Genomic DNA, 23,958 nt, shown 5'->3' with positions numbered 1-23,958 from the left:
CCAGTCGGCGCAGCTCAATAGCAAGGCGGATAAGGATAGTATCCGCACCGAGACGCGTAATACGGATAGGCCGCAGATCCGGCCACGGCGGCGGCTCCCGCAACGGCGGCGCCTCGGTAGAAGGCCCCCCGCCAAGCCGTTCGGCGGGCGACGCCGGCAAATGACAGAGGCGTGAACGGGCGGCCGATGATGTCGATAAATACCGATGCCGGCCCATCAGCTCCCGCAAGATCGCCCTCGAGAATATCGACGTCGAAAGTCAGCTTGTCGCCTTCAAGCCTGGGCGATTTCAGTACGACGACGGCGTCGAGCACCGAGGATCCGTCCTTTTTGAACCCCGAAACGGTCGCGTTTGGAGGGTCTTTCGCGAAATTGTCGCTACCACTGCCCCAATCCTCGACGATTCGGGCCGTGAGATCGTGGCCCGCCGCTCGGACGGGACGATCGGCAAATACGATCGCATTCGGCGAAATTCCGGTCAGCACCAGCTTGCCGTCCTTCAAGCTTGCACCGCGCGAATTGAGGACGAAGAGAGAGGGTACGACTTCCGGCTTTGCCTGGCCGATGGATTTCTCAAGCGGCACGTGCGGTTTGGGTTCGGATGTAGATTGAGCAGAAAGGTCTTGGGGAAAGACCAGCAGTCCGCCGGCGCAAAATGCGATCAGAGCAGCGCGAAATGTCATGGTTATTATCTCCCTTGAAAGCGGGTTGTTTTTCTTTTCGGGCGGCTCGCATGGCTTTCCAGAAAACGCCCCAAGCATTATCTCGCCTTGCAATAGGTGGCTCCTTCAGGAGCCCGGCAATCTCGCTAAACATTTCGCGCCAATTCAGATCGCGCGTCTTGCCATTTCGCGCCAATCGTCCGTAATAGTTCAGCGGCCAATCGCGTGAGACCGCCCGCGGGGGCGCGCCACATCATGTTTACGGGCACGTTGCTGCCGCCGGTAAACAACGGGTTGAATTTTCATCAAACGCGCGAAAGAGCGGCTGAAGCTGCTTGCGTTGGTATAGCCGAGGAATTTGGCTATATCCGACAAGCGCTTGCTTGAATCGGCGAGCAGGTGACACGCGATCTTCAAGCGAACCTCTGCGAGCATTTCGCTGTGGCTTGTGCCCATGCGCCCGAGATGACGCTGCAGCGTGCGCCCGCTGATTTTGAGCGCATGGGCCGTGCTATCGAGAGTTGCGTCACCGTGCCGCAGTGACGCGACAATGGCCGCGCGGACTATCCGGGATGAAGGCAAACGGACGGCTCTCATCGGTTTGTGTGAGGCGTGAAGCCCATGCTCCCTCAAGAGAAAAAGTGATGGTTCGAGGTTACCGGCAACACGGCCGCCAATCTGGCCATCAGCCGCCAGAATTTTCGCTAAATGAAATTGGTCGAGCGCATTCCGCCCATCCCGGGCATTGCGTGACTGTGAAATAGAGCAAGAGGGTTGGCGGCCTGCTAGACTGGGATCGCGCGACTTCTTGGGCAGGTAGCAATGACCGTCATTCCGTTGACCCGTTGTCAATTTCTCATGCCATTTGCCGAGATCCATTCGGAGATAGGTGGACCCACCGCGGCACTTCTCGCCAAGTTTCAGCTACCTACGTCCCTGGAAGAAAAGGCGGATCACTACGTGCCGCTGCTGCCGGCCGTTCGGTTCGCGACGGCGGCGCAGGAAAAGCAAGGCTTGTCGGAGATCGCCTTTCGAGCAGCCCAGAAACTCTCATTCGACCATTTGAGTGAGGACATGCGGGCCCGAATTCGCCATTCGCCTACCTTGCTGGTCGCTTTCCAGCACATGTGCAAGTGGGCTCCCGTCGAAGATACAAATCTCCGTCTATGGCTGGAGCCGCACGACGAGAGCGTAAGAATTTGCAGCAGGCTCGTTGGAACGAAAGGCATCTCCCATCTTGAGATGTCCCAATGGCTTCAGAACATTTTTGTCATGCACATTGTCCGTCAATTCGCGGGCGCAAACTGGACACCGAAAGTCATCGCGTTTGAAGCAAACTATACACCGGGCATTGAGGTTCAATCGCTTTGGCCGAATACCCGCTTCATATCATGCCAGAGGGCCTCATGGATCGAAGTGCCGCTGCAGTTCTTGAGCCATCCCAATCCAATGGATGTCGTTCCGTCGAATTTGCCCGAGACCGAGCGGCAGCCTTTCGGCAATGACGTCGTCAGCGTTCTCAAATTGACCCTGCCATCGTATCTGGACGAAGGAGGCCCTGCGCTGGCCCAGGCGGCCGAGATGGTTGGAGTGAGCGTTCGAAGTCTGCAGAGAAAGCTTTCGTTGGCTGGGCTGACATATTCGAGACTGCTGGAGCAGGTCCGTTTCAACAATGCGATAAGGCTCCTGAGTGATACCGAGAACAAAATCATCGACGTGGCGTTCTCATCGGGCTATGCTGACCCCGCCCACTTCACTCGCGCCTTTCGTCGAATCTCCGGACTTACCCCGCGAGAATTTCGAGACGTCCGGAGAAGCGGGGGAAGTTGAGCCTCACCTTCCCGACTCAGCAAACAACTCAATGCATCGAGACTGTGATTCTGGCTCGACGCAAACCACCACCAATCGACAGACTCGGCTGTGGGTCGACAGCAGAAAGCATTTCCGCTCTTCACCTGATGGCAGACATCCCTTCGAATATTGTCATTGTCTGTCTATCGGGGAGCGGTTCATCGACCACCGCTACGGACGGCACCAGTTTCGCCCCCAGAAAGGACTTCAATAAAGCGCAACGAACGCGATCGAAACCAAACGAAAACACATCAAAATCAACGAGGCGGATCGATAGCCCGCCGCTCGTAACGGTCTGGTTGCAGCTTCGAGTCCTGCCGGGCCCACCAGCCTTCGCTCGCGAAGCGAGAAGGCTGCCGCGCCGGAGCCCGAGGGCTAAGGCGGGCTGTACGACACGCGAGCTACGGCTCGGCAAGCCACGCCGGATCGTCGCAGCAGAAATCCGGAGAACTGCTGCTGGCTGCCGCTGAAGCACAATGCTGCAGAGCGCAAAGACATAAGGCCTGTTTGTCCGCTTCTCGAAGCTATGTTTTCTGGACAAGCGAATGCAGCGCCTTAACCGCAGCCTCCCGGCTCTCCACAGGGATAAACAGACTGACCGAATGCGGCGACAACACGTACTTATCGGGGACAATCCCGTGCTGTCCGAGAGCCTGCAACGCCTTGAACGGTAATTCCGACGAAACGCCGCCGAAGCAGGTGAGAGTAACCGAACTTGAAGCCTCGCGCTGCCTGCGCAGATCCTTGCTTTGCTCCAGCGTGCGCAACAGGGCGTCGAGCCACTCTGAATCACAGGCCACGGTCATGCTGGTTTTTTCCACGGCGAAGCTCGAGGCGAGGAGCTGCGGCCAGGACAGGCTGTTTTGCTTGAGATGCTCCGCAAATTTCTCGAAACCGTGATTGAGATCTTTGGAATCGATCTCCACGTGCTCAATGCGAGCCATCGAGTTGACGGCCAGAACCTTTCCGTTTTCCATGCCTGCAACCTCTTTCGTCACTTCCGTACTGCGTTCAACGCTACCCCACTGCTTCAGAACCAGACGCACATTCTGACTTTGCGCCAGCTCCACGCTGCGAAAATGCAGGATCTTTGCACCCCAGAAGCACATGTCGGACAGGGATGCGAAGTCCACGCGCCGCAGGGGCTTTGCATCCGGCACGATGCGCGGATCGGCCGAACAAATTCCGTCGACCTCTTTGATGATCTCACAGCGTTCGGCCTTCAGCGCCGCGGCCATCGCAACGGCCGTGGTGTCGCTGCCGCCCCGGCCGAGCGTGGTGATTTCCCGGGTCGCCGCGTTAACGCCCTGGAATCCTGCCAGCACCACAACGCGCCCACGATCAAGTTCCTCATGCACGCGAATGGGGCGTACATCCAGAATGCGTGCGGAGGAATGGGAGTCGTCGGTCATCACGCCGGCTTGGCTGCCGGTGAAGCTGATCGCGGGCACGCCGAGATCGGAAAGCGCCATGCTCATCAGGGACATGCTGATGCGCTCACCGGTGGTTAGCAGCATGTCGAATTCACGCCGATTGGGAGCAGGACTTACCTGATAAGCCATCTGGATCAATTGGTCAGTGGTATTGCCCATGGCGGAGACGATCGCCACGACACGATGACCACGGCCATGCAGGTCGGCGAGACTGCGCGCGACCGCACGAATTTTCGCCGGTGTTTCAAGACAGACACCGCCATATTTTTGTACGATGATGGGATGGTTGCGCATCTAACCTCGGTGAGAAGCCTCGCTCGCCTCGCCCTTCGAACCGACACCGCCTATCCATGTGCCGACGACTTCAAAGTTCGGATTGAACACGACAAGGTCCGCGCGGTATCCGGGCGCGATCCGTCCAAGCTCGGACTCAAGGCCCAGAAATGCCGCGGGTGTCCGGGAGGCCATGATGAGGGCATCGACAAGGGAGATGCCGAGCAGCGCAACAGCGTTGCGCACCGCCTCGATCATGGTGAGGTGGGCGCCCGCGAGTGTGCCATCGGGGCCAGTCAGGCGATTTTCGTTCAACGTGATCTGCCTTCCATGCAGCATGAATTGCCGGTCGTTCGTGCCCGTCAGTGGCATGGCATCGGTGATCAGCATCAATCGGTCGCGTTCCTTGCAGCGGAAGGCAACACGCAAACCGGCGCGGTCAACGTGGATGCCGTCGCAGATGATCCCTGCAAACAGCCGGTCATCCCCAAGCGCGGCACCCACCAAGCCCGGCTCCCGGGCGTTCAACTGCGACATGGCATTGAACAGGTGGGTGACCCCCGAGACACCGCGATCGACCGCCTGCCCGACTTCGGCTGCGGTGGCGTCGCTGTGGCCGGCCGCGATACGCAATCCGGCGCCGATCAATTCATCGATCATGGACGCGGGCACGCATTCCGGGGCCAAGGTCACAATGGAGCGGCCGCGGCCTCCAAAACTTTTGATCGCGGCGAGATCCCGCCGATCGGGCACGCGTATCTCGGCTTCCGGGTGAATGCCCTTGCGAGACCTGTTGAGGGCCGGTCCTTCCAGATGAAAGCCGAGAACGCCGGGAATCTTCAGACAGGCCTGGGCGACTGCAGCCAATCGCTCGATGACCTCGCTGCGATCGGTGATGAGGGTCGGCAAGCAGCCCGCGGTCCCCCCCTTGCGGTGCGCCTCAACGATGCGTCGCACGCCAGCCTCCGTTGGCTGGTCGTTGAGAAGAACGCCCCCGCCTCCGTTCACCTGGATGTCGATGAATCCGGGTGCGAGGATCGCGTCTGCGGGAAGGTGGATGGAGGCGCGCGCCTCCACCTCGCCGAAGGTGATGCGTTCAATCCGCCCCTCCGAGATCTCGACCGACCCGGGCCCGCGCATCTCGGCACCATCAAAGATGCGCTGCGCGGCAATCGTGAGGGAGGAAGAACCAGCGTGGCCCATCAGTATTGATCCGAGTGGCAGTCACAGACTCGTGAGGCGAGTCTCGTACAAGGCTTCATATGTACACCAAGGGTCTCTTGAGAGGACCCGGAGCGAAACCTTCGCGTTAACTTTCCATGGGAACAAAAGGTACCACGTATCTCGGCATTGATGGCGGTGGAACCCGCTGCCGCGCCCGGATCGAGGACGAAAGCGGCAGGGTACTCGGTGCAGCGAGTTCTGGACCTGCCACGACCCGGATTGGCTTCGAGAAGGCTTGGCGGTCCATCATGGAGGCCACTGAAGCTGCAGCCGCACAGGCCGGACTGACGCGCGAGGATTTCGCGCAGATGCACGCCGGAATTGGCCTCGCCGGTCTTGGTCGCCGGGGCGCGGAAGCGGCACTCAACAAGATCGCGCATCCCTTTGCGTCCGTCATCTTCATCAGCGACGGCCTGGCGGCCTGTCTCGGCGCCCATAGCGGCGCGGACGGGGCCATCGTGGTAGCCGGCACAGGCTCGGTGGGTGTTGGCCTGATCGAGGGCCGCGAGATCCGTCTCGCCGGTTACGGCTTTCCCGTGTCGGACGAAGGCAGCGGTGCCGACATCGGCCTGCAGGTTGTTCGATTGGCGTTGCGGGCCGCCGATCGCCGCAGCGAGCTGACCCCGTTGCTTTCAGAAGTGCTGGGCGCATTCGATCATGATCCTTATCAGGCGGTGGCCTGGTCTGAAGAAGCCAGGGCCACAGACTACGCTGCGTTCGCGCCGATCGTGATACGGCACGCCAATCAGGGCGATCCGGTCGGCCGTCGCATTGTGGAACGCGCGGCCGACGCCATTGGCGATCTGCTCGATCTGTTCCTGGCGAGAGGAATTGACCGGCTCTCGCTGGTGGGCGGGCTCGCCGATGCCATTACGCCCTGGCTGACACCTGACCTGCGCGCCCGCCTGAGGTGTCCCGACGCCGACGCGGCGGCCGGCGCATTACTAATTGCGCGAAGGCGGCTTGACGTGCCCAAGAAAGAACTGCCCAAGAGAGAAGCTGACCATGAACAGGCTTCAAAGTTCCGCGTTTGATGGGGCATGGATCAACTATATGGCCACCGAAGAAGTCGATCCCCGCTTTGCCGATCTCGATGCATGGCCGCTGACGTCAGCGATGGAAGCGATGTGGGAGGGCCAGCTTGCGGCAGTCGCGGCGATCGGCCACGCTCTTCCCGCGATCACAGCGGCGACTGAGGCGGCCAAGGCGGCGCTCGGCGATCGCGGACGCATTGTGTATGTCGGCGCCGGCACCTCGGGCCGCGTGGCGGTCCAGGACGGCGCCGAGCTGATGCCGACCTTCGCCTGGCCCAGCGAGCGCGTCCGCTTCATCGTCGCCGGCGGAGAAAGCGCGTTCGTTACCAGCATCGAGGGCGCGGAGGATGATGTCGACGACGCGGTCACGCAGATCGATGCCGCTCGGCTCACAGCGCACGACGTGGTGATCGCCGTTGCCGCCAGCGGGACAACGCCGTTCACGGTCGCGGCGCTGCAGCAGGCAGGCTCTTTCGGTGCCGTGACGATCGGTGTCGCCAACAATCCCGGCACTGCACTGCTGGAATCGGCAAAGTTTCCGATCTTGATAGAGACCGGTCACGAGTTGATCGCCGGCTCAACGCGGATGAAAGCGGGTACCGCGCAGAAGGTCGTGCTCAACCTGATCTCCTCAGGGATCATGTTGCGCCTCGGCCGGGTCTATCGCGGCATGATGGTGAACATGCAACCGACCAATGCCAAGCTGAAGCGGCGCGCCGAGGCCATGGTGGCGCAAATCGCGCATTGTGATCCGTCGCACGCGGCACGCTCGCTTGAGCAGGCCGAGGGCGACATCAAGACGGCAGGCCTTCTGGCATTGGGTGTCGACAGGGTTGATGCCGAGACCATTCTGAAAAATTGTGACGGCAACCTCCGGCGCGTGTTTGCCGAGCTAGCCAAGGATCGTGACCGGCATCCCAAGGAAGCGGCACCGCGCAAGCAAGGCGGAGCGGTTGAGCCGTGACGAAATCCGCAATGGCGAGCGAAATCGGGGAAAGCGCGGATGTTGTCGCCAAAATTCTGCGTAACCGCCCCGCTGGGCGCGACATCGCACAGCGAATCGGGATTGGCTCCGCCCCCCTGTGCGTGGTGTGCGGCCGGGGAAGCTCTGGGCATGCCGGGGTTTTCTTAAGATACCTGGTCGAGACGCGGCTTCGCCTTCCCGTTTCGGCCAGCGCTCCTTCGGTGATCACGGCATTTCGTACGCCCTTGATGCTGCGCGATGCGCTGTTCATCGTAATCTCGCAATCCGGGCGCAGCCCGGATCTTGTCGCGGCGACTAGGTCGGCGCGCGCCGCGGGCGCCCGCACCATCGCCATCGTCAATGAGACGTCGTCGCCGGTGGCTGACGAAGCGGAGTTCGTCGTTCCGATCGAAGCCGGCCAAGAGCACTCGGTCGCGGCGACCAAGACCGTAATTGGCTCGATGGCCGCTAGCGCCGAACTTGTTGCCGAGCTGGCGGAAGATCGTGCGCTGCGGTCAGCCCTCGACAGGTTGCCCGAGCGCCTGCACCGCGCGCTGGCGCTCGACTGGTCCGAGATTGCCGATGATCTCACCAAAGCGTCAGCCGTGTTTGTCGCCGCGCGGGGCCTGGGCCTGGGCTCGGCGCGGGAGATCGCGCTCAAGCTTTCGGAAATCCTGCGCCTGCCTTCCATTGGTTTGAGCGCCGCCGAGCTGCAGCATGGGCCGCGCGCCGCGTTATCATCGCGCACGCCGGTTCTCATGATGCGCCTCATGGATGAAACGGCGGCCACGGTGGACGCGCTGGCAGAAGAATTGCGCGAGCAAAAGATCGCGCTGCATCTGTGCGGCGGACCGCATGGCTCGCTGCCCTGGTTGGCCGAAGATGACCCCGCCACCGACCCGATCACCATGCTCGTTCCGGCCTATCGGATGATCGAGCAGACGGCGCGCGCCTGCGGATTTGACCCGGATCGTCCCCCTCGCCTGAGCAAGATTACCGAGACGTTTTGACAGCTGACTGATCGCTGGTGGCGACCGAAAGCTCGGCACCGCCGCACGCTACAGGTGAAATCGAAGCTGTTATGCCCATCGAGCAGATCGGCGTTTCCTTCGCAGCTCTCTGGACGAGCTCTATCTGACGCAATCGTCCGGAGGTATTTTCCCGGCAAAGCGGTCAGTCATCCAGTTCACCGCCGCCATCGTGCTCGCTTGCGCGGCGCGTCCGTGCCCGATACCGGGCAGGATGACCATCCTGACCTTGCTGCCAGCCTTGCACAGCTTGTCCATGTAGGCCTGGGTAATCGCAGGCTGGATGATCTGGTCATTGGTCCCCTGCGCTAGAAAGATGGGGATCTCGGGAGAGAGCACGCCGGTGCTGTTCTGTTCGAGAAGCGAGCGCCACGGTTCCACCTTGGTCGGATCTTGCACTGTCAAAAAATATTGCTCGAGCGGCCTCCCTGTTCTCTGCCTGACGATCAGGTCGAAAGGCCCTTCGATGCATTCTTGCGCCAGCCTGTCGATCGCGGGCATGGCGCGCGGATCGATGACGTTGTCGATGACCGCTCCGTAGACGCGGTGCCACGACCATAGCGTCATCGCCGTGATGTTCTTGCCGCCGATCGAATTGATATCGTCGCTCATCAGCTTTGCGAGGTCGGTTGCCGGCGCCGCAGCAGCGACGCCGACAAGCCGCAGCTCAGGGGCGTAGGTGTTTGCCATCATCCCAGCGAAGAGCGCGGCTTGCCCGCCTTGCGAATGTCCCCACACTATGAAGTCCTTGCCCTCGCCCGCGCGGGGAATGGAACGGGCCGCGCGCACGATATCGATCACGGCGCGACCTTCGCTCTCACCCACCAGATAAGGATGCGGGCCCGGCGTGCCGAGTCCCGGATAATCGGTCGCCGCCACGACGAAGCCACGGGAGATCATCGAACGAAGACCCTGGATCTGCTGAAACAGAAAAATGGCGAGCGACGGCGCGCAGCGCGGGACGATGCCCGAGGTAGGATGCGCCCAGGCAACGATCGGACGACCGCCGGGCGGGGGCGCGCCTTGGGGAACAATGACGACGCCGGACACAAAGATCGGCCGGCCCTTCAGCCCCGTCGACCGATATAGCACGCGATAGGTGGAGGCGCCGAGCGGAGCCCCGTCCATCGGCTCCTGCCGCACCAAGCTGCCCGGAGCGCCGGCGAGCAACGATTCCGGCGCATCATAAAATGCCGTCTGGGCCGACGCTATTCCCGCCAGGCCAAAGACAGCCGCGGCAACGAGCGCATTCGGCATCCATTTGCGCCGCCAGCGGCCGAAGAAATTGGTGGTGAAGTATCGCATGGTCCAGCTCACGTGCTTACAGCCCGTAAAGTATCTTCAGACCGCCGCTAGCATGAAGGGCAATCAGGATGCCTTCGCGTAGCAACTGCACCTTTTCGAGCCTTGCCGAGTCGAGGTGGCCCTCCATGCGAAAGCCATCCTTCAGCGGGCGCGTCAGGCGCTCGTTCGCCGCCATGAGCAGGTTCTGGTAGGAGATGCCGTAGTCGACATTGGCGACATTCTTCAATTGTGCCGCGAGCTGTTCCACGGCAGATCGAATCTGGCTGTCGTCTGATGAAGTTGTGAGGTCGATTTCGCCGAGACTGAAGGTCTTGGCGTTAGTATCGACGTTTGGTGTGGTGGAAAGATAGGTCCATTGGCCCGCGCTGGAATCGGTATCCGAGCTCTTTGCGATGCGCAGGCCTATCACGAGTTTGCCCGATGACGGATAAACCTGAACCTCGCGCACGGACGTGTCCTGTGCCGGCACGGCTGCGATCGCCTGGCTGATCTTGTCCTTGAGCGTCTCGTAGTTGATGCGGACGGGAAGAATGATGTTGAAGGTGCCAGGCTCGGCCACCTCGGTGCCGAGCGGCGGCAGGGCAGTCACTGTAACAGCTGGGGGCTGCTGGCCGATCACGGTTTCAGCGGAGCCGGTAAGTTCAAGCGATCCCCACAATACCTTGGCATCGGCGCGGACGCCCGCGAAAGCCGCGCTCTGCGGGGTCAGCTGCAGCCAAACCGGCGGATCCTCCGCGAGTTTGACCGGTTCAAACGCGTGACGCCACGCCGCCTCGGCCTTGCCGTGTAGGTCGAGTGCGCGCGCCGCCGCCAGCGCCCGTGACCGGATGCGGCCCAGCTGCGTCCGGATGTTGGGCTCGACATAGGGCGCAAGGTCAAACTCGCGGCCGAGCACGTGAAGGTAGGGATGTTCGCTCCAATGAAAGGAGTCGCTGATGTTCAGCTGTAGCGACCCATCCCTCCGCAGCGCCGGGCGCGCTTCAACCTCGATCGTGGCGCGCGCCTCGGTGTCGCCGCGAATGCGCGCCGTGAAACGATTGGCTCCCTGGCCTTCGGCCGCGCCATATATGGAGACGGCCCCGAAGATGCGGTCGCCCCGGCCATACAGAGAGACCGGGGTGGTCCGGTCGACGAAACCCCAGACATCGCAATTGGCGTTGATGCGGAAAATGAGAACACGACGATGAACGCAGTTGACGCGCTCGTCGATGGTGGCAAGCCGCTTTGGAATATCCCGCTCGATCGCCGCAGCGAGAGCCGGCAACCCGAACTCCACTGTCGCAGAGATTCGCGAAGTCGTTACGAGTGGCGTTGCTGCGTCCGGGCTCAGCGCCGGCTTTTCGGCGCCGAACGCGATCGACGGGAGCGCCCCAAGAGCGAACGCCGCCAGACGGGCAATGCCCATGCGTGATCCATTCGCGATCGAATCGTACTGCGGCTGATACATGCGTGATGGATGAGTCATTTTAGTGCTCCAGTTTCGGGAAAAACTAGAACCACAGTCGGAACTCAGTGTCGCTCGCGAGCAACCACAGCACTATACGTTAGTGGAACGAATGGCGGAAGTTGTTTCGCGATCCGGCTCGGCCGGAGCCCTATTGGCGAAGGCGGGGCTATGCGGCACGCGACCTACGGCTCGGCAAGCCACGCCGGATCACCGCGCCGCAACGTCGCACCGCAACGATACGTTCCGCGCCGCTCCGGCGAGGCGCGTTGTTGATCCCATCACACCCCTTTTCCCGCAAATTGAACGCGCGATCGCGCTTCACGCCGAACCAGCCGTCGACTTGTCTTTCAAAAAGACGCGGCTGGCGAGCACGTCCGACGCCTCCAGGGACATGATGTCGTCAGCCGTCAGCACACGATCGAGATTTGCGACGAGACGATTGGCTTGGCGCAGGCGCATGCGGTCGAGCGCATTTCGAATCGAGCGCGCGTTGGAGAACAGCGGCTGGGTCTTGCGCAGCGCGATATAGCGCGTGAACGCTTCACGCGCGTCGGCGCTGAATTTGTAGTTCATGTCGCGCAGCATCAGCTCGGCGATGGCAAGCAATTCGGGCTCCGAATAGTCCGGAAAATCGATGTGATGGGCGATGCGGGAGCGGAAGCCGGGATTGCTGGCGAAGAATTTATCCATCCGATCGCCGTAACCGGCAAGAATCACGACCAGATCCTCGCGCTGGGATTCCATCACCTGCAGCAGGATCTCGATCGCTTCCTGACCGTAGTCGCGTTCGTTGTCCGGCCGGTGGAGATAATAGGCTTCGTCGATGAAAAGCACGCCACCCATCGCCTTCTTCAGCACCTCCTTGGTCTTGGGCGCGGTGTGGCCGATATATTGTCCAACCAGCTCATCGCGGGTAACCGACACCACCTGGCCACGACGCACGAAACCGAGCCTGTGGAGGACGCTCGCGATCCGCAGAGCCACCGTGGTCTTGCCGGTGCCGGGATTGCCGGTGAACGACATGTGTAATGTCGGCACCTCGGACGTCAGATTGAGGCGCTTGCGGATACGTTCGATCAGCAAGAGCGACGCGATTTCGCGAATACGGGTTTTGACGGGCATCAGCCCGATCAGCTCGCGGTCGAGCTGCGTGAGGATTTCTTCGATGCCGACGGCTTCAAGCTCCTCGCGGAGGTTGACCGTGTCTGTCATGTCGGCGGTATCCAAGTCCATTTGGCAAACCTCGACGCGATGCACGCGCAGTCTGGAAAAAACTCCGTCGCCGCTTCTGCAGCGACGAAGCAGTGTATCCAGCAGACGAAAGGCACGATCAGGGAGAACTCGTCTGTCGGACCGAACCGATGAACTAACCGTAACGCCGGCCCTCCGGACGGTCGGCGGCGTATGATCTGGTCGTATAGCGGATGTTGCGGCCGGCAACTTCATGCCGCTCGAGGCGGAAGCCGGGTTCCTCCTTCGGTCGGTTAACGATGAAGGACAGCCGCACCGATTCCCAGCCGTGACTGGAATCGAATGCCGACAGGCGGATGTAGCTGTTACCATACACCTTGCGGCATTGGTTCAGCTCCATCATCACGCCGGCGGCGTCGCGGAGATCGAACATCGGCAATCCCCACATCTCCCACAGATTGTTGCGGGGATGCGGATCGTCGGTGAATTCGATGTTCACCGCCCAGCCATTCTCCAGGCAATACTGGACCTGCCGGGAAATCTGCTCGTCGGTGAGATCGGGCAGAAACGAGAAGCAGCCTTGGGTAATGCGCATGATTTCCGCTCCTTACATCGCGACAGAGGGCGTGGGCACGTAGTCGGGCATGTCGGTCGATTCGTAGTTGAAGGTGACATCCTTCCAGACCTCCAGCGCCGATTTCAGCGGCGTGCAGGTCTCGGCCGCCTTGGCCAGAATTTCGGGGCCCTCGTGCAGATAGTCGCGGCCTTCATTGCGCGCGAGAATCATTGCTTCCAGCGCGACGCGGTTGGCGGTCGCGCCGGCCTGAATGCCCATGGGATGGCCGATCGTGCCGCCGCCAAACTGCAGGATCACGTCTTCGCCGAGATGATCGAGCAGTTGATGCATCTGTCCGGCGTGAATGCCGCCGGACGCGACCGGCATCAGCTTGTTGAGGCTCGCCCAATGCTGGTCGAAGAACACGCCGTGCTCCAGCCGCATCGGATTGTAGTCCTCGCGGCAGATATCGTAATAGCCGCGCGTGGTCGCCGGATCGCCTTCGAGCTTGCCGACCACGGTGCCGGCATGGATGTGATCGACACCCGCGAGCCGCATCCATTTCGCGATCACCCGGAACGAGACCCCGTGGTTGCGCTGCCGCGTGTAAGTGGAGTGCCCGGCACGGTGCAGATGCAGGATCATGTCGTTGCGGCGCGCCCATTTCGCCATCGACTGGATCGCGGTGTAGCCGATCACCAGATCGATCATGATGATGACCGATCCGAGCTCCTTGGCGAACTCGGCGCGCTCGTACATATCTTCCATGGTTCCGGCGGTGACGTTGAGATAGGTGCCCTTGATCTCGCCGGTCGCCGCCTGCGCCTTGTTGACGGCCTCCATGCAATACAGAAACCGCTCGCGCCAATGCATGAACGGCTGCGAGTTGATGTTCTCGTCGTCCTTGGTGAAGTCGAGGCCGCCCTTCAGCGCCTCATACACCACGCGCCCGTAGTTGCGCCCGGATAGGCCGAGCTTCGGCTTAACCGTGGCTCCGAGCAGCGGCCGGCCAAACTTGTCCATGCGCTCGCGCTCGACCACGATGCCCGTCGCAGGCCCCTGGAACGTCTTCACGTAGGCCACCGGCAGCCGCATGTCCTCGAGCCGCAACGCCTTCAGCGGCTTAAAACCGAACACGTTGCCGATGATCGAGGCCGACAGATTGGCGATCGATCCGGGCTCGAACAGGTCGAGGTCGTAGGCGATGTAGGCAAAATACTGGCCCGGCGAATTCGGCACGGGATCGACGCGAAAACATTTGGCGCGGTATTTCTCCGCCGCCGTCAGCCGGTCGGTCCACACCACGGTCCAGGTCGCGGTCGAGGATTCGCCGGCGACCGCCGCTGACGCCTCGATCGGATCAACGCCTTCCTGTGGCGTGACGCGGAACAGCGCGATGATGTCGGTGTCCTTGGGCTGGTAGTCGGGCTCCCAGTAACCCATCTTCTTGTATTCGAGGACGCCGGATTTATAGCGATCCTTGCCGCGGACAGTCATCGAGTGCATGTTCATATCGCTCTCCTTGGGTGGTGTGCGGCGAGTGGTCGGGAATGAAGGCGTCGTCAGCTCATTCGGCGGCATCGGCTATTCCTCCGATTCGTGGATCGAGTGCGCCCGAGCGGTAGCGTCTTGCCATCTCGGCCAATGGGATGACCTTGATCTGCGACGCATGGCCCGCCGTGCCGAACTGTTCGAAGCGCTCGCGGCAAAGATCGCGCAAGCCATCCATCGCCGGTTTCAGAAATTTGCGCGGGTCGAACTCGCTCCTGCTCTGCGTTGCGACCTTGCGGAACGCCGCGGTCATCGCCAGCCGGCAATCGGTATCGATATTGACCTTTCGGACGCCGTGCTTGATGCCGCGGACGATTTCCTCGACCGGCACGCCCCAGGTCTGCGGCATCTCGCCGCCGAACTGGTTGAATGCGTCCTGCAGCGGCTGCGGCACCGAGGACGAGCCGTGCATCACCAGATGCGTGTTGGGCAGCCGGCGATGGATTTCCTCAACCACCCTCATGGCGAGAATGTCACCGTCCGGCTTGCGCGAGAATTTGTAGGCGCCGTGCGAGGTCCCCATCGCGATCGCCAGCGCATCGACCTTGGTAGCGCGAACGAAATCGACCGCCTGGTCTGGGTCGGTCAGCAACTGGTCGTGACTGACCTCGCCTTCGACGCCATGGCCGTCTTCCTGTTCGCCGCTGCCATGCTCCAGCGAGCCGAGCACGCCCAGTTCACCCTCGACCGAGGCGCCAATCCAATGCGCCATGTCGACGACACGGCGGGTGATGCCGACATTGTATTGGTAGCTCGCCGGAGTTTTGGCATCGGCCATCAGCGAGCCGTCCATCATCACCGACGTGAAGCCGTGCTGCAGCGCGGTGGCACAAGTTGATTCCTCGTTGCCGTGGTCCTGGTGCAGGCAAAGCGGGATATGCGGATACATCTCTTTCAGCGCATCGATCATCTTCGCCAGCATGATGTCGTTGGCGTAGGAGCGCGCGCCACGCGAGGCCTGGATGATGACGGGCGCATCGACAGCAGCCGCCGCCTCCATGATGGCAAGGCCCTGCTCCATGTTGTTGATGTTGAATGCCGGCACGCCATAGCCACGCTCGGCGGCATGATCCAGCAATTGCCTCAGCGTTATCAGCGCCATCGCAGCCTCCGTGTCATTGCTCTCTTGTGACCGTCATGCCCAAGTTGCCGCCATCCTTGACTGCGCGATGCTGCGCATCGCCGCTACTGCGACGGCGTTCGCGGTGATGCCGAATTCGCGATAGAGCGTTTCCGCCGGCGCAGATGCGCCAAAGCCGGTCATACCGACGAATTCGCCGCCATCGCCGAGCCAGCGCGCCCAGTCGCCCTCGATCGCGGCTTCGACCCCGACCCGCGGGGCGTCTCCAAGAACCTCCGCCCTGTACTCGCGCGACTGCTGGCGGAACAGCTCGAAGCACGGGGCCGAGACGACGGCCGCGTGGACATTATCCCTTGCGAGCGTTTTCGCAGCTTCGATGGCGATCGCGACTTCCGATCCGGTCGCGATCAGCGTGACATCGCGTCCGCCCTGCGGCTCAACGACGACATAGGCGCCGCGCGCGACCAGATTATCATCGCCGCCTTCGCGGAAGGCGGGCAGCGCTTGCCGCGACAGACACAGCACTGACGGACTGGCCTGCGCCCGTAGCGCGCAGTCCCAGGCCTCGGCGGTCTCGATGGCATCGGCCGGTCGGAAAACCAGCAGATTGGGGATCGCGCGAAGCGATGCCAGATGTTCGACCGGCTGATGGGTGGGACCATCCTCGCCCAGCCCAATGGAGTCGTGCGTCATCACATGGATGACACGAACGCTCATCAGCGCCGCCAGCCGGATCGCCGGACGGCTGTAATCGGCGAAGCTGAGAAACGTACCGCCGTAGGGGATGAATCCGCCATGCAGAGCGATGCCGTTCATCGCCGCCGCCATGGCGTGCTCGCGGACGCCATAATGAATATAGCTGCCTGAAAACGAGCCGGGCTGTACCGGGCGCTGGGTTTTGGCCCGCGTCAGGTTGGAATGCGTGAGATCCGCCGAGCCACCGAGCAGATTGGGCAGCGCTTCGGCGATTGCATCAATCACGCGCTGCGACGCCTGCCGGGTGGCAATATTCGGCCGCTCGGACGCGAAGTCATCGCGCAGCTTTGTCATGGCTTGCGCATAGCTGCACGGCAGGTTGCGATTCAGCGCGTCGTGAAATGGCGAGCGGGAATCCGAACTCAGACGCCGGGTCCGTTCGATCCAGCAGCGGCGGGCGGCATGCCCGCGGCGGCCTGCCTGACGCCACTGCGCGAGGACGGCTTCCGGAATCTCGAACGACGCGTGCGGCCAGTTCAGCGCAGCGCGGGTTTTGGCGGCTTCTTCGCCACCCAGCGGCGCGCCATGGACTTTCTCGGTTCCCTGACGGTTCGGCGCACCAAAGCCAATGATCGTGCGGCAGGCAATCAGCGACGGCCGGTCGCTGTTGCGCGCCCGCTCGATCGCGGCCGCGATCGCTTCGGGATCGTGGCCGTCGATTCGACTGGCCGACCAGCCTGCGGCCTTGAACCGTGCGAGCTGATCATCCGAACATGACAGTGACGTGGCGCCGTCGATCGAGATTTCGTTGTCGTCGAACAGCACGATCAGACGATTGAGCCTGAGATGCCCGGCCAGCGAGATAGCCTCGTGGCTGATCCCCTCCATCAGGCAGCCGTCGCCCGCGATCACATAGGTGAAATGATCGACGCAATCGTCGCCGAAGCGGGCGTTCATCAGCCGCTCGGCCAGCGCCATGCCGACGGCCGTGGCAATGCCCTGCCCTAGCGGTCCGGTAGTCGTCTCGACGCCGGGGGTGTGGCCATACTCGGGATGTCCCGGCGTCTTCGAACCCCATTGCCGAAAGGCCCTGAGCTCGTCCGACGTCACGCCCTCGTACCCCGTCAGGTGCAGAAGCGCATACAGCAGCATCGAGCCATGGCCGGCCGACAACACGAAGCGGTCGCGATCCGGCCACGCCGGGTCCGAGGGATCGAATTTGAGAAAGCGCGAAAACAGGACGGTCGCGACGTCAGCCATGCCCATCGGCATGCCGGGATGACCGGACTTGGCCTTCTCAACGGCGTCGATCGCCAGGAAGCGGATCGCGTTGGCCATCTCTGCGTGTGACAGATCCGGACGGCTGGCCATGCGGGATAGAGCGAGAGCGTTCATATCGTGCGCCTCTTGCGTTCCATCAGTTGCAGAATCAGTGGGGTGAGGATGAGCTGCATCGCCAAATCGAGCTTTGCTCCGTGGATCACGATCGAATTGGCGCGCGACATGAAGCTGTGCGGAATCATCGACAGCAGATAAGGAAAATCGATGCCGCGCGGATTCTTGAGACGGATCACCACCATCGATTCATCCGGCGTCGGAATCCACCGCGCGATGAACGGGTTCGACGTATCGACGGTCGGCACGCGCTGGAAATTGATGTCGGTCTCGGCGAACTGCGGACAGATGTAGTTCACGTAATCAGGCATTCGCCGTAGGATGGTGTCGGTCACCGCCTCAGCGGTATAGCCACGGTCGCGACGATCGCGATGCAGCTTCTGGATCCATTCCAGATTGATCACCGGCACGACGCCGATCTTGAGATCGGCATGCTGCGCCACATTGACCTTGTCGGTCACGACAGCGCCGTGCAACCCTTCGTAAAACAGCAGGTCGGATCCTGCCGGCAATTGATCCCATTCGGTGAATGTACCTGGTTTGGCGCCGTACAGCTTCGCCTCTTCGTCGTCGTGGACGTAATGACGTGTCATTCCGGTGCCGGATTCACCGTAATCGCGAAACACTCTTTCGAGTTCCTCGAACAGATTGGTTTCCGGACTGAAATGGCTGAAATGCTTGTTGCCGCGCTCGGCCTCCTCCTGCATTTTGGCGCGCATCTCGAAACGATTGTAACGATGGAAGGCGTCGCCCTCGATGTAGGCCGCAACCACCTTTTCGCGGCGGAAGATCTGCTCGAACGTCTTCTTCACCGACGTCGTGCCGGCGCCCGACGAACCCGTGATCGATATGATGGGATGAGCCCGTGACATTATGATGCCCCGTCAGCGGAACAGGCCGCGCCGCGCGAACAGCGGCGCATCGCTATTGTCGAACATCGGCTCGATCCTTTCGTGAATGGCGGCGATATCGCGCACGCCACGCACAGAACCCATGATCAGCGGCACCCGCTGGTGCGGGGTTTTCGCGCCCAGTTCCAGAATTCGCCGCCGTCCGGTCGACGCCGCGCCGCCCGCCCATTCCATTACCAGCGCCATGGGATGGGCCTCGTACAGCAGGCGAATCCTCCCTTCGCGATAGCTGGGGCGGGCATCGGCCGGATAAAGAAACACGCCGCCACGCGCCAGGATGCGAAGCGATTCCGCAACCAGCGAACCGATCCAGCGCATGTTGAAATCCGCCTCACCACCACCGCTGGTACCCGCGAGACATTCATCGATGTAGGCGCGAACGGGACCATGCCAGTGCCGGCGATTGGACGCGTTGATGGCGAACTCCGGCGTATCGCGTGCGACCTGCACGGCCTGCCGGATCAGCAGAAATTCCCGCGCGCGCCTGTCGAGAATGAAGATGTCGACGCGCGCGTTGAGCGCGAGAACGAGCGTGGTCTGTGGACCGTAGACGAAAAAGCCTGCCGCGCACTGCGCCGTGCCGGGCTCAAAGAAGGTCGAAAGGATGTCATTGCCTCTCGGGCGGATCGAAAAGATGGTGCCTATCGAGATGTTGTTTTCGAGATTGGCCGATCCGTCGAGTGGATCGATCGCAACACACAGGCGCGCCTCGGGCCGCAAGGTTTCCGGCACCGCCGCTTCCTCGGAAAGCACCGCCGCCACCGGCGCATCGCGCAGCGCACGCCGCATCATTTCGTCGGCGACGATATCGATGTCTTTCTGCCGGTCGCCGTCGGAATTGATGCCACCATCCTGCCCGGTGATATCAGCGAGCGGCCCATCCGCAATTAGCGCGGCGAGTTCGATTGCAGCAGCGGCAATGGCCTCGATCACCGCACCGATCGCCGCGCCATGGGGGATCTGCGCAATCGATTGGTCGAGATGTGAACGCAGCGTCACGCGTTCGTCCATGGCCGTCTCCCCGGTGCGCTCTCGCGGCGCTGTCGCAGCGTTCGCCGCGTTTGGCGACCCGCGCTCTTAAGCAAGCGCAGTTTGCCGAATTAGGGAAATTTTGTTATCTTTGGCCTGAGCAAAGTTTTTATTATAATGGGGTCTATCATGGCCGGCCGACTGTTGCGGGAATTGACCATCCGCCAATTGCGCGCGCTGGCCGCCGTGCAGAAGCACCGGTCGGTTACCGCGGCGTCGAAGCAGCTATACCTGACTCAGCCCGCGGTAACGCTGCAGTTGCGCAACCTGCAGGCGGTCGCCGGATTGCCGCTGATCCAGCGCACCGGCGACGGCATGCTGCTGACGGATGCCGGGCGCGAGGTATTGGCGCTGGCCGAGCGGATCGAGGCGGCGATCACCGACTGCGAGACCAGGTTGGAGATGATGGCGGGAAAGACCGCGGGCCGCATCTCGATCGGCGCGGTCTCGACCGCAAAATATTTCGTACCGTTCATGATCTCCGGATTCTCGAAGCTCTATCCGAACGTCGAAATCACGCTCTCGATCGGCAACCGCCAGGAGGTCGGCGAGGCGCTGCGCGGCTACGATCTCGACTTCGCGATCATGGGGCGCCCGCCCGCCGACATCGACATGAACGTCCACCTGATCGGCGACCATCCCCACGTCATCATCGCGCCGACCGCGCATCGGCTGGCGCGGAAATCCCGCATCGCGCTGCGCGAGCTTGCCGGCGAAACCTTCCTGACGCGCGAGCCGGGATCCGGAACGCGCGGGCTGATGGAGCAGTTGTTCGAGACATCTGGCATCCGCCCCAAGATCGGCCTTGCCATGAGCAGCAACGAGACCATCAAGCAGGCGGTGATCGCAGGGCTCGGCATCGCCTTCCTCTCGGCGCACACGGTCGCAACCGAGCTCGATGAACGGCGCCTGGTCACGCTGGACGTCGATGGCCTGCCGATCGTGCGGCAGTGGTTCGCGCTTGCGCGCAAGGACAAGGTCTTGCTGCCGCCGGCCCAGGCGATGCTCGATTTCCTCAGCGCCAAGGGCAAGCAGTTTCTGCCCCGCACCCACCGTCGGATAAGGCTCACCCGGCCGTCAGGCCGTGCCAGGCGCTGACGCGCTCTTCTCTCAACCTAAAGGACTAGAGCCAAGGGTCCGGCCGCGGAATGGTGTCCCGTAGAAAGAGTCGCAGGGATTTGCCCCGTCCTGCCTTGACTGTCCCGAACAACTCCGAAAACCTATCCCTTAGGAGGTTGATTTCGGTCGTCCGCTTTGGCGGGAAGCGGATCGATAGACCCTTCCAGAAGGAACGACTACCGGAATTGGTACGTCTATTGCTTCCGGGTGGTATGCGTGTGAGGGGTAAGGTCTCATTATGATCCGCGTGTTTCTCGATCGGCTCTACCTTTTCTCCGGATATCTTGCCGGACTTTTCCTCATTGCGATTTTTGTCCTGATGCTGCTGCTGTCGGGCGGCCGGCCGTTTGGCATCAATATTCCAGCGGGCGACGATTTCATCTCCTGGTGCATGGCGGCGACCGCCTTCCTCGGGCTGGCGCATACGTTCAAGCACGGCGAGATGATCCGCGTCGGCCTGTTGATCGACCGCCTCAACGACAACGTCCGCCATTATGTCGAGATCGCAGCCCTCCTTGTCGGTGTCGGCTTCATCGGCTTTTTTGCCTGGCATGCCGTGATCATGACCTGGCAGTCGTGGAAATTTTCCGATATTTCGCAAGGCGTCATCGCGGTGCCGCTGTGGATTCCGCAGCTCGGCTACAGCGGCGGCCTCGTGATTCTTTTCATCGCTTTTATGGATGAACTGGTCCATGTCCTGCGCGGCTTCACGCCGCGCTATGAGTTGCCAAAGCCGACGAGCGCCGAGGAAATCGTCGAGCGCGCCATGCAGAGCGGGGTCTGAGATGGAGCTGCTTTCCATCGCCGCCATCCTGCTCGGATTCCTCGCACTGCTGCTCGGCGCCGGCGTCTGGATTGGCGTCGCCCTGATGGCGACGGGATGGGCCGGCATGCAATTCGCCGGCGGCGCCATTCCGGCCGGCAGCGTGCTGGCGACGACGGTGTGGGGCAACAGCGCATCCTGGTCGCTCGCCGCGTTGCCACTTTTCATCTGGATGGGCGAAATTCTATTCCGCACGCGCCTGTCGGAGGAGATGTTTCGGGGATTTGCGCCCTGGCTGAACTGGCTGCCGGGCCGGCTCATGCACGTCAATGTGCTCGCCTGCGGCGTGTTCGGCTCGGTGTCGGGATCATCAGCCGCGACCTGCGCCACGGTTGCCAAGATCGCCCTACCCGAATTGAAGAAGCGCGGCTATGACGAAGGCTTGAGCCTCGGCTCGCTGGCCGGTGCGGGCACGCTCGGCATTCTCATCCCGCCGTCGATCACCATGGTGGTCTATGCGGTGCAGGCGAACGTCTCCATCATTCAGGTCTTTCTCGCCGGGTTTCTGCCGGGTGTGTTGGTGATGGCGCTCTATTCCGGCTACATCGCGATCTGGTCGCTCGCCAATCCGAAGCGGACGCCACCGGCCGAGCCGCCGATGAGCCTTCGCAGGCGTATTGCTGAGTCGCTCAATCTCATTCCTTGTCTGCTGCTGATCATTTTCGTCTTTCTGTCGCTGCTGATGGGCTGGGCGACGGCAACGGAATGCGCGGCCTGGGGCGTGCTGGGGTCGCTCGCGATTGCTTGGTGGCAGGGCGCGCTGAGCTGGCAATCGTTTTGGGCGAGCGTCATGGGCGCGACGCGGGTCAATTGCATGATCCTGCTGATCCTGGCGGGCGCCTCCTACATGGGCACCTCGATGGCCTATACTGGCATCCCGATGGCGCTCGCGAATTGGGTGAACAGCCTCCAGCTCAGCCCCTACGCGCTGATCGCGGCGCTGACAGTCATGTACGTCATACTTGGCACGGCACTCGACGGCATCTCCATGATTGTGCTGACGACCGCCATCGTCATTCCGATGGTGAAGCAGGCCGGCTTCGATCTGGTCTGGTTCGGCATTTTCCTGGTGCTGGTGGTGGAAATGGCGGAAGTCTCTCCACCCGTCGGCTTCAACCTGTTCGTCCTCCAAACCATGAGCGGCAAGGATTCCAACACGGTCGCCAAGGCAGCCCTGCCGTTCTTCTTCTTGCTCGTTCTGGCGGTTGCCATCATCACGGTGTTTCCTGATATCGTGATGATGCTGCCGCGGATCGCGTTCCCTGGCTAGAGAAAGGTATTGTCATGTTCAGACTTATAAAGACGTGCGCATTGGCCGCCTGCGTCGCGGCGCTTGCCGTTCCAGCAACGGCGCAGACAAAATGGAATCTTCCGGCGGCCTATCCGGCGGACAATCCGCATTCGGTGAATCTGATCGCGTTCGCCAAGGACGTTGCCGATGCCACCGGCAACAAGCTGCAGATCACCGTGCATCCCGCCGCGTCGCTGTTCAAGGCGCCGGAAATCAAACGCGCGGTCGCGACCGGCCAGGCGCAGGCCGGCGAGGTTCTGATCTCGCTGCACGAGAACGAAGATCCGATGTTCGGTATCGACGTTATCCCCTTCCTAGCGACGAGCTACCCCGCAGCCAAGAAGCTGTGGCTCGCCTCGAAGCCTGCCATCGAAAAGAAGCTCGCGTCGCAGGGGCTTATGCTTCTGTTCGCGGTGCCATGGGGTCCGCAGGGCATTTATGCCAAGAAGGAGCTCAACACGATCGAGGACATGAAAGGCCTGAAGTGGCGCGCCTATAACGTCGGCACCTCACGCATCGCTGAACTTGTCGGCGCGCAGCCCGTCACCATCCAGGCGGCTGAACTGCCGCAGGCATTGGCCACCGGCGTCGTGAACGCGTTCATGACCTCGGGCTCGACCGGCTACGATAGCAAGTCCTGGGAAACCATGACGCATTTCTACGATACGCAGGCATGGATCCCGAAGAACGTGACCTTCGTGAACAAGGCGGCTTTCGATGCGCTCGACAAGCCGACGCAGGACGCGATCCTCAAAGCAGCCGCGGTCGCCGAAGAACGCGGCTGGAAGCTCGCGGAAGAAAAGGCGAAATGGTATCTCGAACAGCTTCAGGCCAACAAAATGAAAGTGCTGCCGCCGCCTCCGGCGCTGAAGTCCGGCCTCGAGAAGATCGGCGAGCAGTTGACGGCCGATTGGCTAAAAAAGGCCGGCGCCGATGGTGAAGCCGTGATCGCCGCCTATAAGAAGTAAGAGCAGCGTTATCTTGCGCTCGCAGCGCCCGGCGTTGATTGCCGGACGCTGCCATTTCGCGGGGATGCTCGCAGGTGATATCTCGGCGAGCGCAATCAACACAGCAGCAACGAAACGCTGCTCCCT

21 protein-coding genes are annotated in these 23,958 nt (G+C 61.7%); 8 read left to right on the top strand and 13 right to left on the bottom strand.

Translation table 11 applies throughout. From position 1 onward, the window contains the following. Positions 1 to 14: 14 nt before the first annotated feature. Entirely contained in the window at positions 15 to 689 is a 675-nt protein-coding gene (locus tag RX328_RS07550; protein ID WP_409410782.1) for a hypothetical protein, read from the bottom strand. A 183-nt stretch (positions 690 to 872) separates the two neighbouring features. Beyond that, positions 873 to 1,514 carry a helix-turn-helix domain-containing protein gene (locus RX328_RS07545; RefSeq protein ID WP_249726341.1) on the bottom strand — a complete coding sequence of 214 codons (642 nt, stop codon included), beginning with the start codon at positions 1,512 to 1,514 and terminating at the stop codon, positions 873 to 875. On the opposite strand from RX328_RS07545, the gene RX328_RS07540 reads away from it, so the two are divergent. Continuing rightward, positions 1,485 to 2,492, top strand: coding sequence for an AraC family transcriptional regulator (locus RX328_RS07540; RefSeq protein ID WP_213251404.1), 1,008 nt, complete (start codon positions 1,485 to 1,487; stop codon positions 2,490 to 2,492). The genes RX328_RS07545 and RX328_RS07540 overlap by 30 nt on opposite strands. A gap of 545 nt (positions 2,493 to 3,037) precedes the next feature. Here the strand turns inward: RX328_RS07540 and RX328_RS07535 are convergent. Then, positions 3,038 to 4,240 carry an aspartate kinase gene (locus RX328_RS07535; RefSeq protein WP_213251403.1) on the bottom strand — a complete coding sequence of 401 codons (1,203 nt, stop codon included), beginning with the start codon at positions 4,238 to 4,240 and terminating at the stop codon, positions 3,038 to 3,040. Then, entirely contained in the window at positions 4,241 to 5,422 is a 1,182-nt protein-coding gene (gene nagA / locus RX328_RS07530; RefSeq protein WP_213251402.1) for an N-acetylglucosamine-6-phosphate deacetylase, read from the bottom strand. 116 nt (positions 5,423 to 5,538) lie between these two features. Here nagA and RX328_RS07525 point away from each other — a divergent pair, with 116 nt between their 5' ends. From RX328_RS07525 to RX328_RS07515, 3 genes are read left to right on the top strand one after another with little or no spacing between them, the layout of a single operon-like run. Beyond that, positions 5,539 to 6,477, top strand: a complete 939-nt coding sequence (locus RX328_RS07525) for a BadF/BadG/BcrA/BcrD ATPase family protein (protein WP_213251401.1) — start codon at positions 5,539 to 5,541, stop codon at positions 6,475 to 6,477. Between the two features lie 19 nt (positions 6,478 to 6,496). Further along, positions 6,497 to 7,441 (top strand): N-acetylmuramic acid 6-phosphate etherase, encoded by a 945-nt coding sequence (locus RX328_RS07520; protein ID WP_213251400.1) that lies wholly within the window; start codon positions 6,497 to 6,499, stop codon positions 7,439 to 7,441. Between the two features lie 11 nt (positions 7,442 to 7,452). Further along, entirely contained in the window at positions 7,453 to 8,451 is a 999-nt protein-coding gene (locus RX328_RS07515; protein ID WP_213251399.1) for an SIS domain-containing protein, read from the top strand. Between the two features lie 120 nt (positions 8,452 to 8,571). Here the strand turns inward: RX328_RS07515 and RX328_RS07510 are convergent, their stop codons facing one another. From RX328_RS07510 to RX328_RS07470, 9 genes are all read right to left on the bottom strand, one after another. Then, complete coding sequence (locus RX328_RS07510; protein ID WP_249726340.1) at positions 8,572 to 9,774, bottom strand: alpha/beta fold hydrolase; 1,203 nt, start codon at positions 9,772 to 9,774, stop codon at positions 8,572 to 8,574. Between the two features lie 16 nt (positions 9,775 to 9,790). Then, positions 9,791 to 11,239 carry a DUF4403 family protein gene (locus tag RX328_RS07505; RefSeq protein ID WP_249726339.1) on the bottom strand — a complete coding sequence of 483 codons (1,449 nt, stop codon included), beginning with the start codon at positions 11,237 to 11,239 and terminating at the stop codon, positions 9,791 to 9,793. A 300-nt stretch (positions 11,240 to 11,539) separates the two neighbouring features. Continuing rightward, on the bottom strand, positions 11,540 to 12,433 hold the full coding sequence (gene cbbX, locus RX328_RS07500; RefSeq protein ID WP_213251398.1) for a CbbX protein: 894 nt from the start codon (positions 12,431 to 12,433) through the stop codon (positions 11,540 to 11,542). A gap of 154 nt (positions 12,434 to 12,587) precedes the next feature. Continuing rightward, positions 12,588 to 13,007 (bottom strand): ribulose bisphosphate carboxylase small subunit, encoded by a 420-nt coding sequence (locus tag RX328_RS07495; RefSeq protein WP_213251397.1) that lies wholly within the window; start codon positions 13,005 to 13,007, stop codon positions 12,588 to 12,590. Positions 13,008 to 13,019: 12 nt separating this feature from the next. Then, complete coding sequence (locus RX328_RS07490) at positions 13,020 to 14,480, bottom strand: form I ribulose bisphosphate carboxylase large subunit (protein ID WP_213251396.1); 1,461 nt, start codon at positions 14,478 to 14,480, stop codon at positions 13,020 to 13,022. Positions 14,481 to 14,535: 55 nt separating this feature from the next. Next, complete coding sequence (gene fba / locus RX328_RS07485; protein WP_213251395.1) at positions 14,536 to 15,621, bottom strand: class II fructose-bisphosphate aldolase; 1,086 nt, start codon at positions 15,619 to 15,621, stop codon at positions 14,536 to 14,538. A gap of 33 nt (positions 15,622 to 15,654) precedes the next feature. After that, on the bottom strand, positions 15,655 to 17,691 hold the full coding sequence (gene tkt, locus RX328_RS07480) for a transketolase (RefSeq protein ID WP_213251394.1): 2,037 nt from the start codon (positions 17,689 to 17,691) through the stop codon (positions 15,655 to 15,657). Continuing rightward, positions 17,688 to 18,563 carry a phosphoribulokinase gene (locus RX328_RS07475; RefSeq protein WP_213251393.1) on the bottom strand — a complete coding sequence of 292 codons (876 nt, stop codon included), beginning with the start codon at positions 18,561 to 18,563 and terminating at the stop codon, positions 17,688 to 17,690. The genes tkt and RX328_RS07475 overlap by 4 nt, the downstream gene beginning before the upstream one ends. Before the next feature lie 12 nt (positions 18,564 to 18,575). Continuing rightward, positions 18,576 to 19,613, bottom strand: a complete 1,038-nt coding sequence (locus RX328_RS07470) for a class 1 fructose-bisphosphatase (protein WP_213251392.1) — start codon at positions 19,611 to 19,613, stop codon at positions 18,576 to 18,578. Between the two features lie 147 nt (positions 19,614 to 19,760). Here RX328_RS07470 and RX328_RS07465 point away from each other — a divergent pair, with 147 nt between their 5' ends. The 4 genes from RX328_RS07465 (at position 19,761) to RX328_RS07450 (ending at position 23,832) form a co-directional block, all read left to right on the top strand. Then, positions 19,761 to 20,729 carry a LysR family transcriptional regulator gene (locus RX328_RS07465; protein WP_213251391.1) on the top strand — a complete coding sequence of 323 codons (969 nt, stop codon included), beginning with the start codon at positions 19,761 to 19,763 and terminating at the stop codon, positions 20,727 to 20,729. 259 nt (positions 20,730 to 20,988) lie between these two features. Next, positions 20,989 to 21,534, top strand: coding sequence for a TRAP transporter small permease (locus RX328_RS07460; RefSeq protein WP_213251390.1), 546 nt, complete (start codon positions 20,989 to 20,991; stop codon positions 21,532 to 21,534). Position 21,535: 1 nt separating this feature from the next. After that, positions 21,536 to 22,843: a TRAP transporter large permease gene (locus RX328_RS07455; RefSeq protein ID WP_213251389.1), complete on the top strand. Its 1,308-nt coding sequence runs from the start codon at positions 21,536 to 21,538 to the stop codon at positions 22,841 to 22,843. A gap of 14 nt (positions 22,844 to 22,857) precedes the next feature. Next, the gene (locus tag RX328_RS07450) at positions 22,858 to 23,832 is read left to right on the top strand and encodes a TRAP transporter substrate-binding protein (RefSeq protein ID WP_213251388.1); all 975 of its coding nucleotides are present in this window, start codon (positions 22,858 to 22,860) and stop codon (positions 23,830 to 23,832) included. Positions 23,833 to 23,958 lie beyond the last annotated feature (126 nt).

Source organism: Bradyrhizobium sp. sBnM-33, from assembly GCF_032917945.1.
Classification (GTDB): domain Bacteria; phylum Pseudomonadota; class Alphaproteobacteria; order Rhizobiales; family Xanthobacteraceae; genus Bradyrhizobium.
Note: the sequence above shows the minus strand (reverse complement) of the source record. Positions and strands in the feature narration are given on the sequence as shown.

Excerpts from the sequence above, each read along its gene's own strand:
- RX328_RS07470 (WP_213251392.1), bottom strand. The coding sequence starts at position 19,613 with ATGGACGAACGCGTGACGCTGCGTTCACATCTCGACCAATCGATTGCG.
- RX328_RS07505 (WP_249726339.1), bottom strand. The coding sequence starts at position 11,239 with ATGACTCATCCATCACGCATGTATCAGCCGCAGTACGATTCGATCGCG.
- nagA (WP_213251402.1), bottom strand. The coding sequence starts at position 5,422 with ATGGGCCACGCTGGTTCTTCCTCCCTCACGATTGCCGCGCAGCGCATC.
- RX328_RS07490 (WP_213251396.1), bottom strand. The coding sequence starts at position 14,480 with ATGAACATGCACTCGATGACTGTCCGCGGCAAGGATCGCTATAAATCC.
- RX328_RS07450 (WP_213251388.1), top strand. The coding sequence starts at position 22,858 with ATGTTCAGACTTATAAAGACGTGCGCATTGGCCGCCTGCGTCGCGGCG.
- RX328_RS07460 (WP_213251390.1), top strand. The coding sequence starts at position 20,989 with ATGATCCGCGTGTTTCTCGATCGGCTCTACCTTTTCTCCGGATATCTT.
- RX328_RS07455 (WP_213251389.1), top strand. The coding sequence starts at position 21,536 with ATGGAGCTGCTTTCCATCGCCGCCATCCTGCTCGGATTCCTCGCACTG.
- fba (WP_213251395.1), bottom strand. The coding sequence starts at position 15,621 with ATGGCGCTGATAACGCTGAGGCAATTGCTGGATCATGCCGCCGAGCGT.
- RX328_RS07495 (WP_213251397.1), bottom strand. The coding sequence starts at position 13,007 with ATGCGCATTACCCAAGGCTGCTTCTCGTTTCTGCCCGATCTCACCGAC.
- RX328_RS07525 (WP_213251401.1), top strand. The coding sequence starts at position 5,539 with ATGGGAACAAAAGGTACCACGTATCTCGGCATTGATGGCGGTGGAACC.
- RX328_RS07520 (WP_213251400.1), top strand. The coding sequence starts at position 6,497 with ATGGCCACCGAAGAAGTCGATCCCCGCTTTGCCGATCTCGATGCATGG.
- RX328_RS07475 (WP_213251393.1), bottom strand. The coding sequence starts at position 18,563 with ATGTCACGGGCTCATCCCATCATATCGATCACGGGTTCGTCGGGCGCC.
- RX328_RS07515 (WP_213251399.1), top strand. The coding sequence starts at position 7,453 with ATGGCGAGCGAAATCGGGGAAAGCGCGGATGTTGTCGCCAAAATTCTG.
- RX328_RS07465 (WP_213251391.1), top strand. The coding sequence starts at position 19,761 with ATGGCCGGCCGACTGTTGCGGGAATTGACCATCCGCCAATTGCGCGCG.
- RX328_RS07535 (WP_213251403.1), bottom strand. The coding sequence starts at position 4,240 with ATGCGCAACCATCCCATCATCGTACAAAAATATGGCGGTGTCTGTCTT.
- RX328_RS07540 (WP_213251404.1), top strand. The coding sequence starts at position 1,485 with ATGACCGTCATTCCGTTGACCCGTTGTCAATTTCTCATGCCATTTGCC.
- tkt (WP_213251394.1), bottom strand. The coding sequence starts at position 17,691 with ATGAACGCTCTCGCTCTATCCCGCATGGCCAGCCGTCCGGATCTGTCA.
- cbbX (WP_213251398.1), bottom strand. The coding sequence starts at position 12,433 with ATGACAGACACGGTCAACCTCCGCGAGGAGCTTGAAGCCGTCGGCATC.
- RX328_RS07510 (WP_249726340.1), bottom strand. The coding sequence starts at position 9,774 with ATGCGATACTTCACCACCAATTTCTTCGGCCGCTGGCGGCGCAAATGG.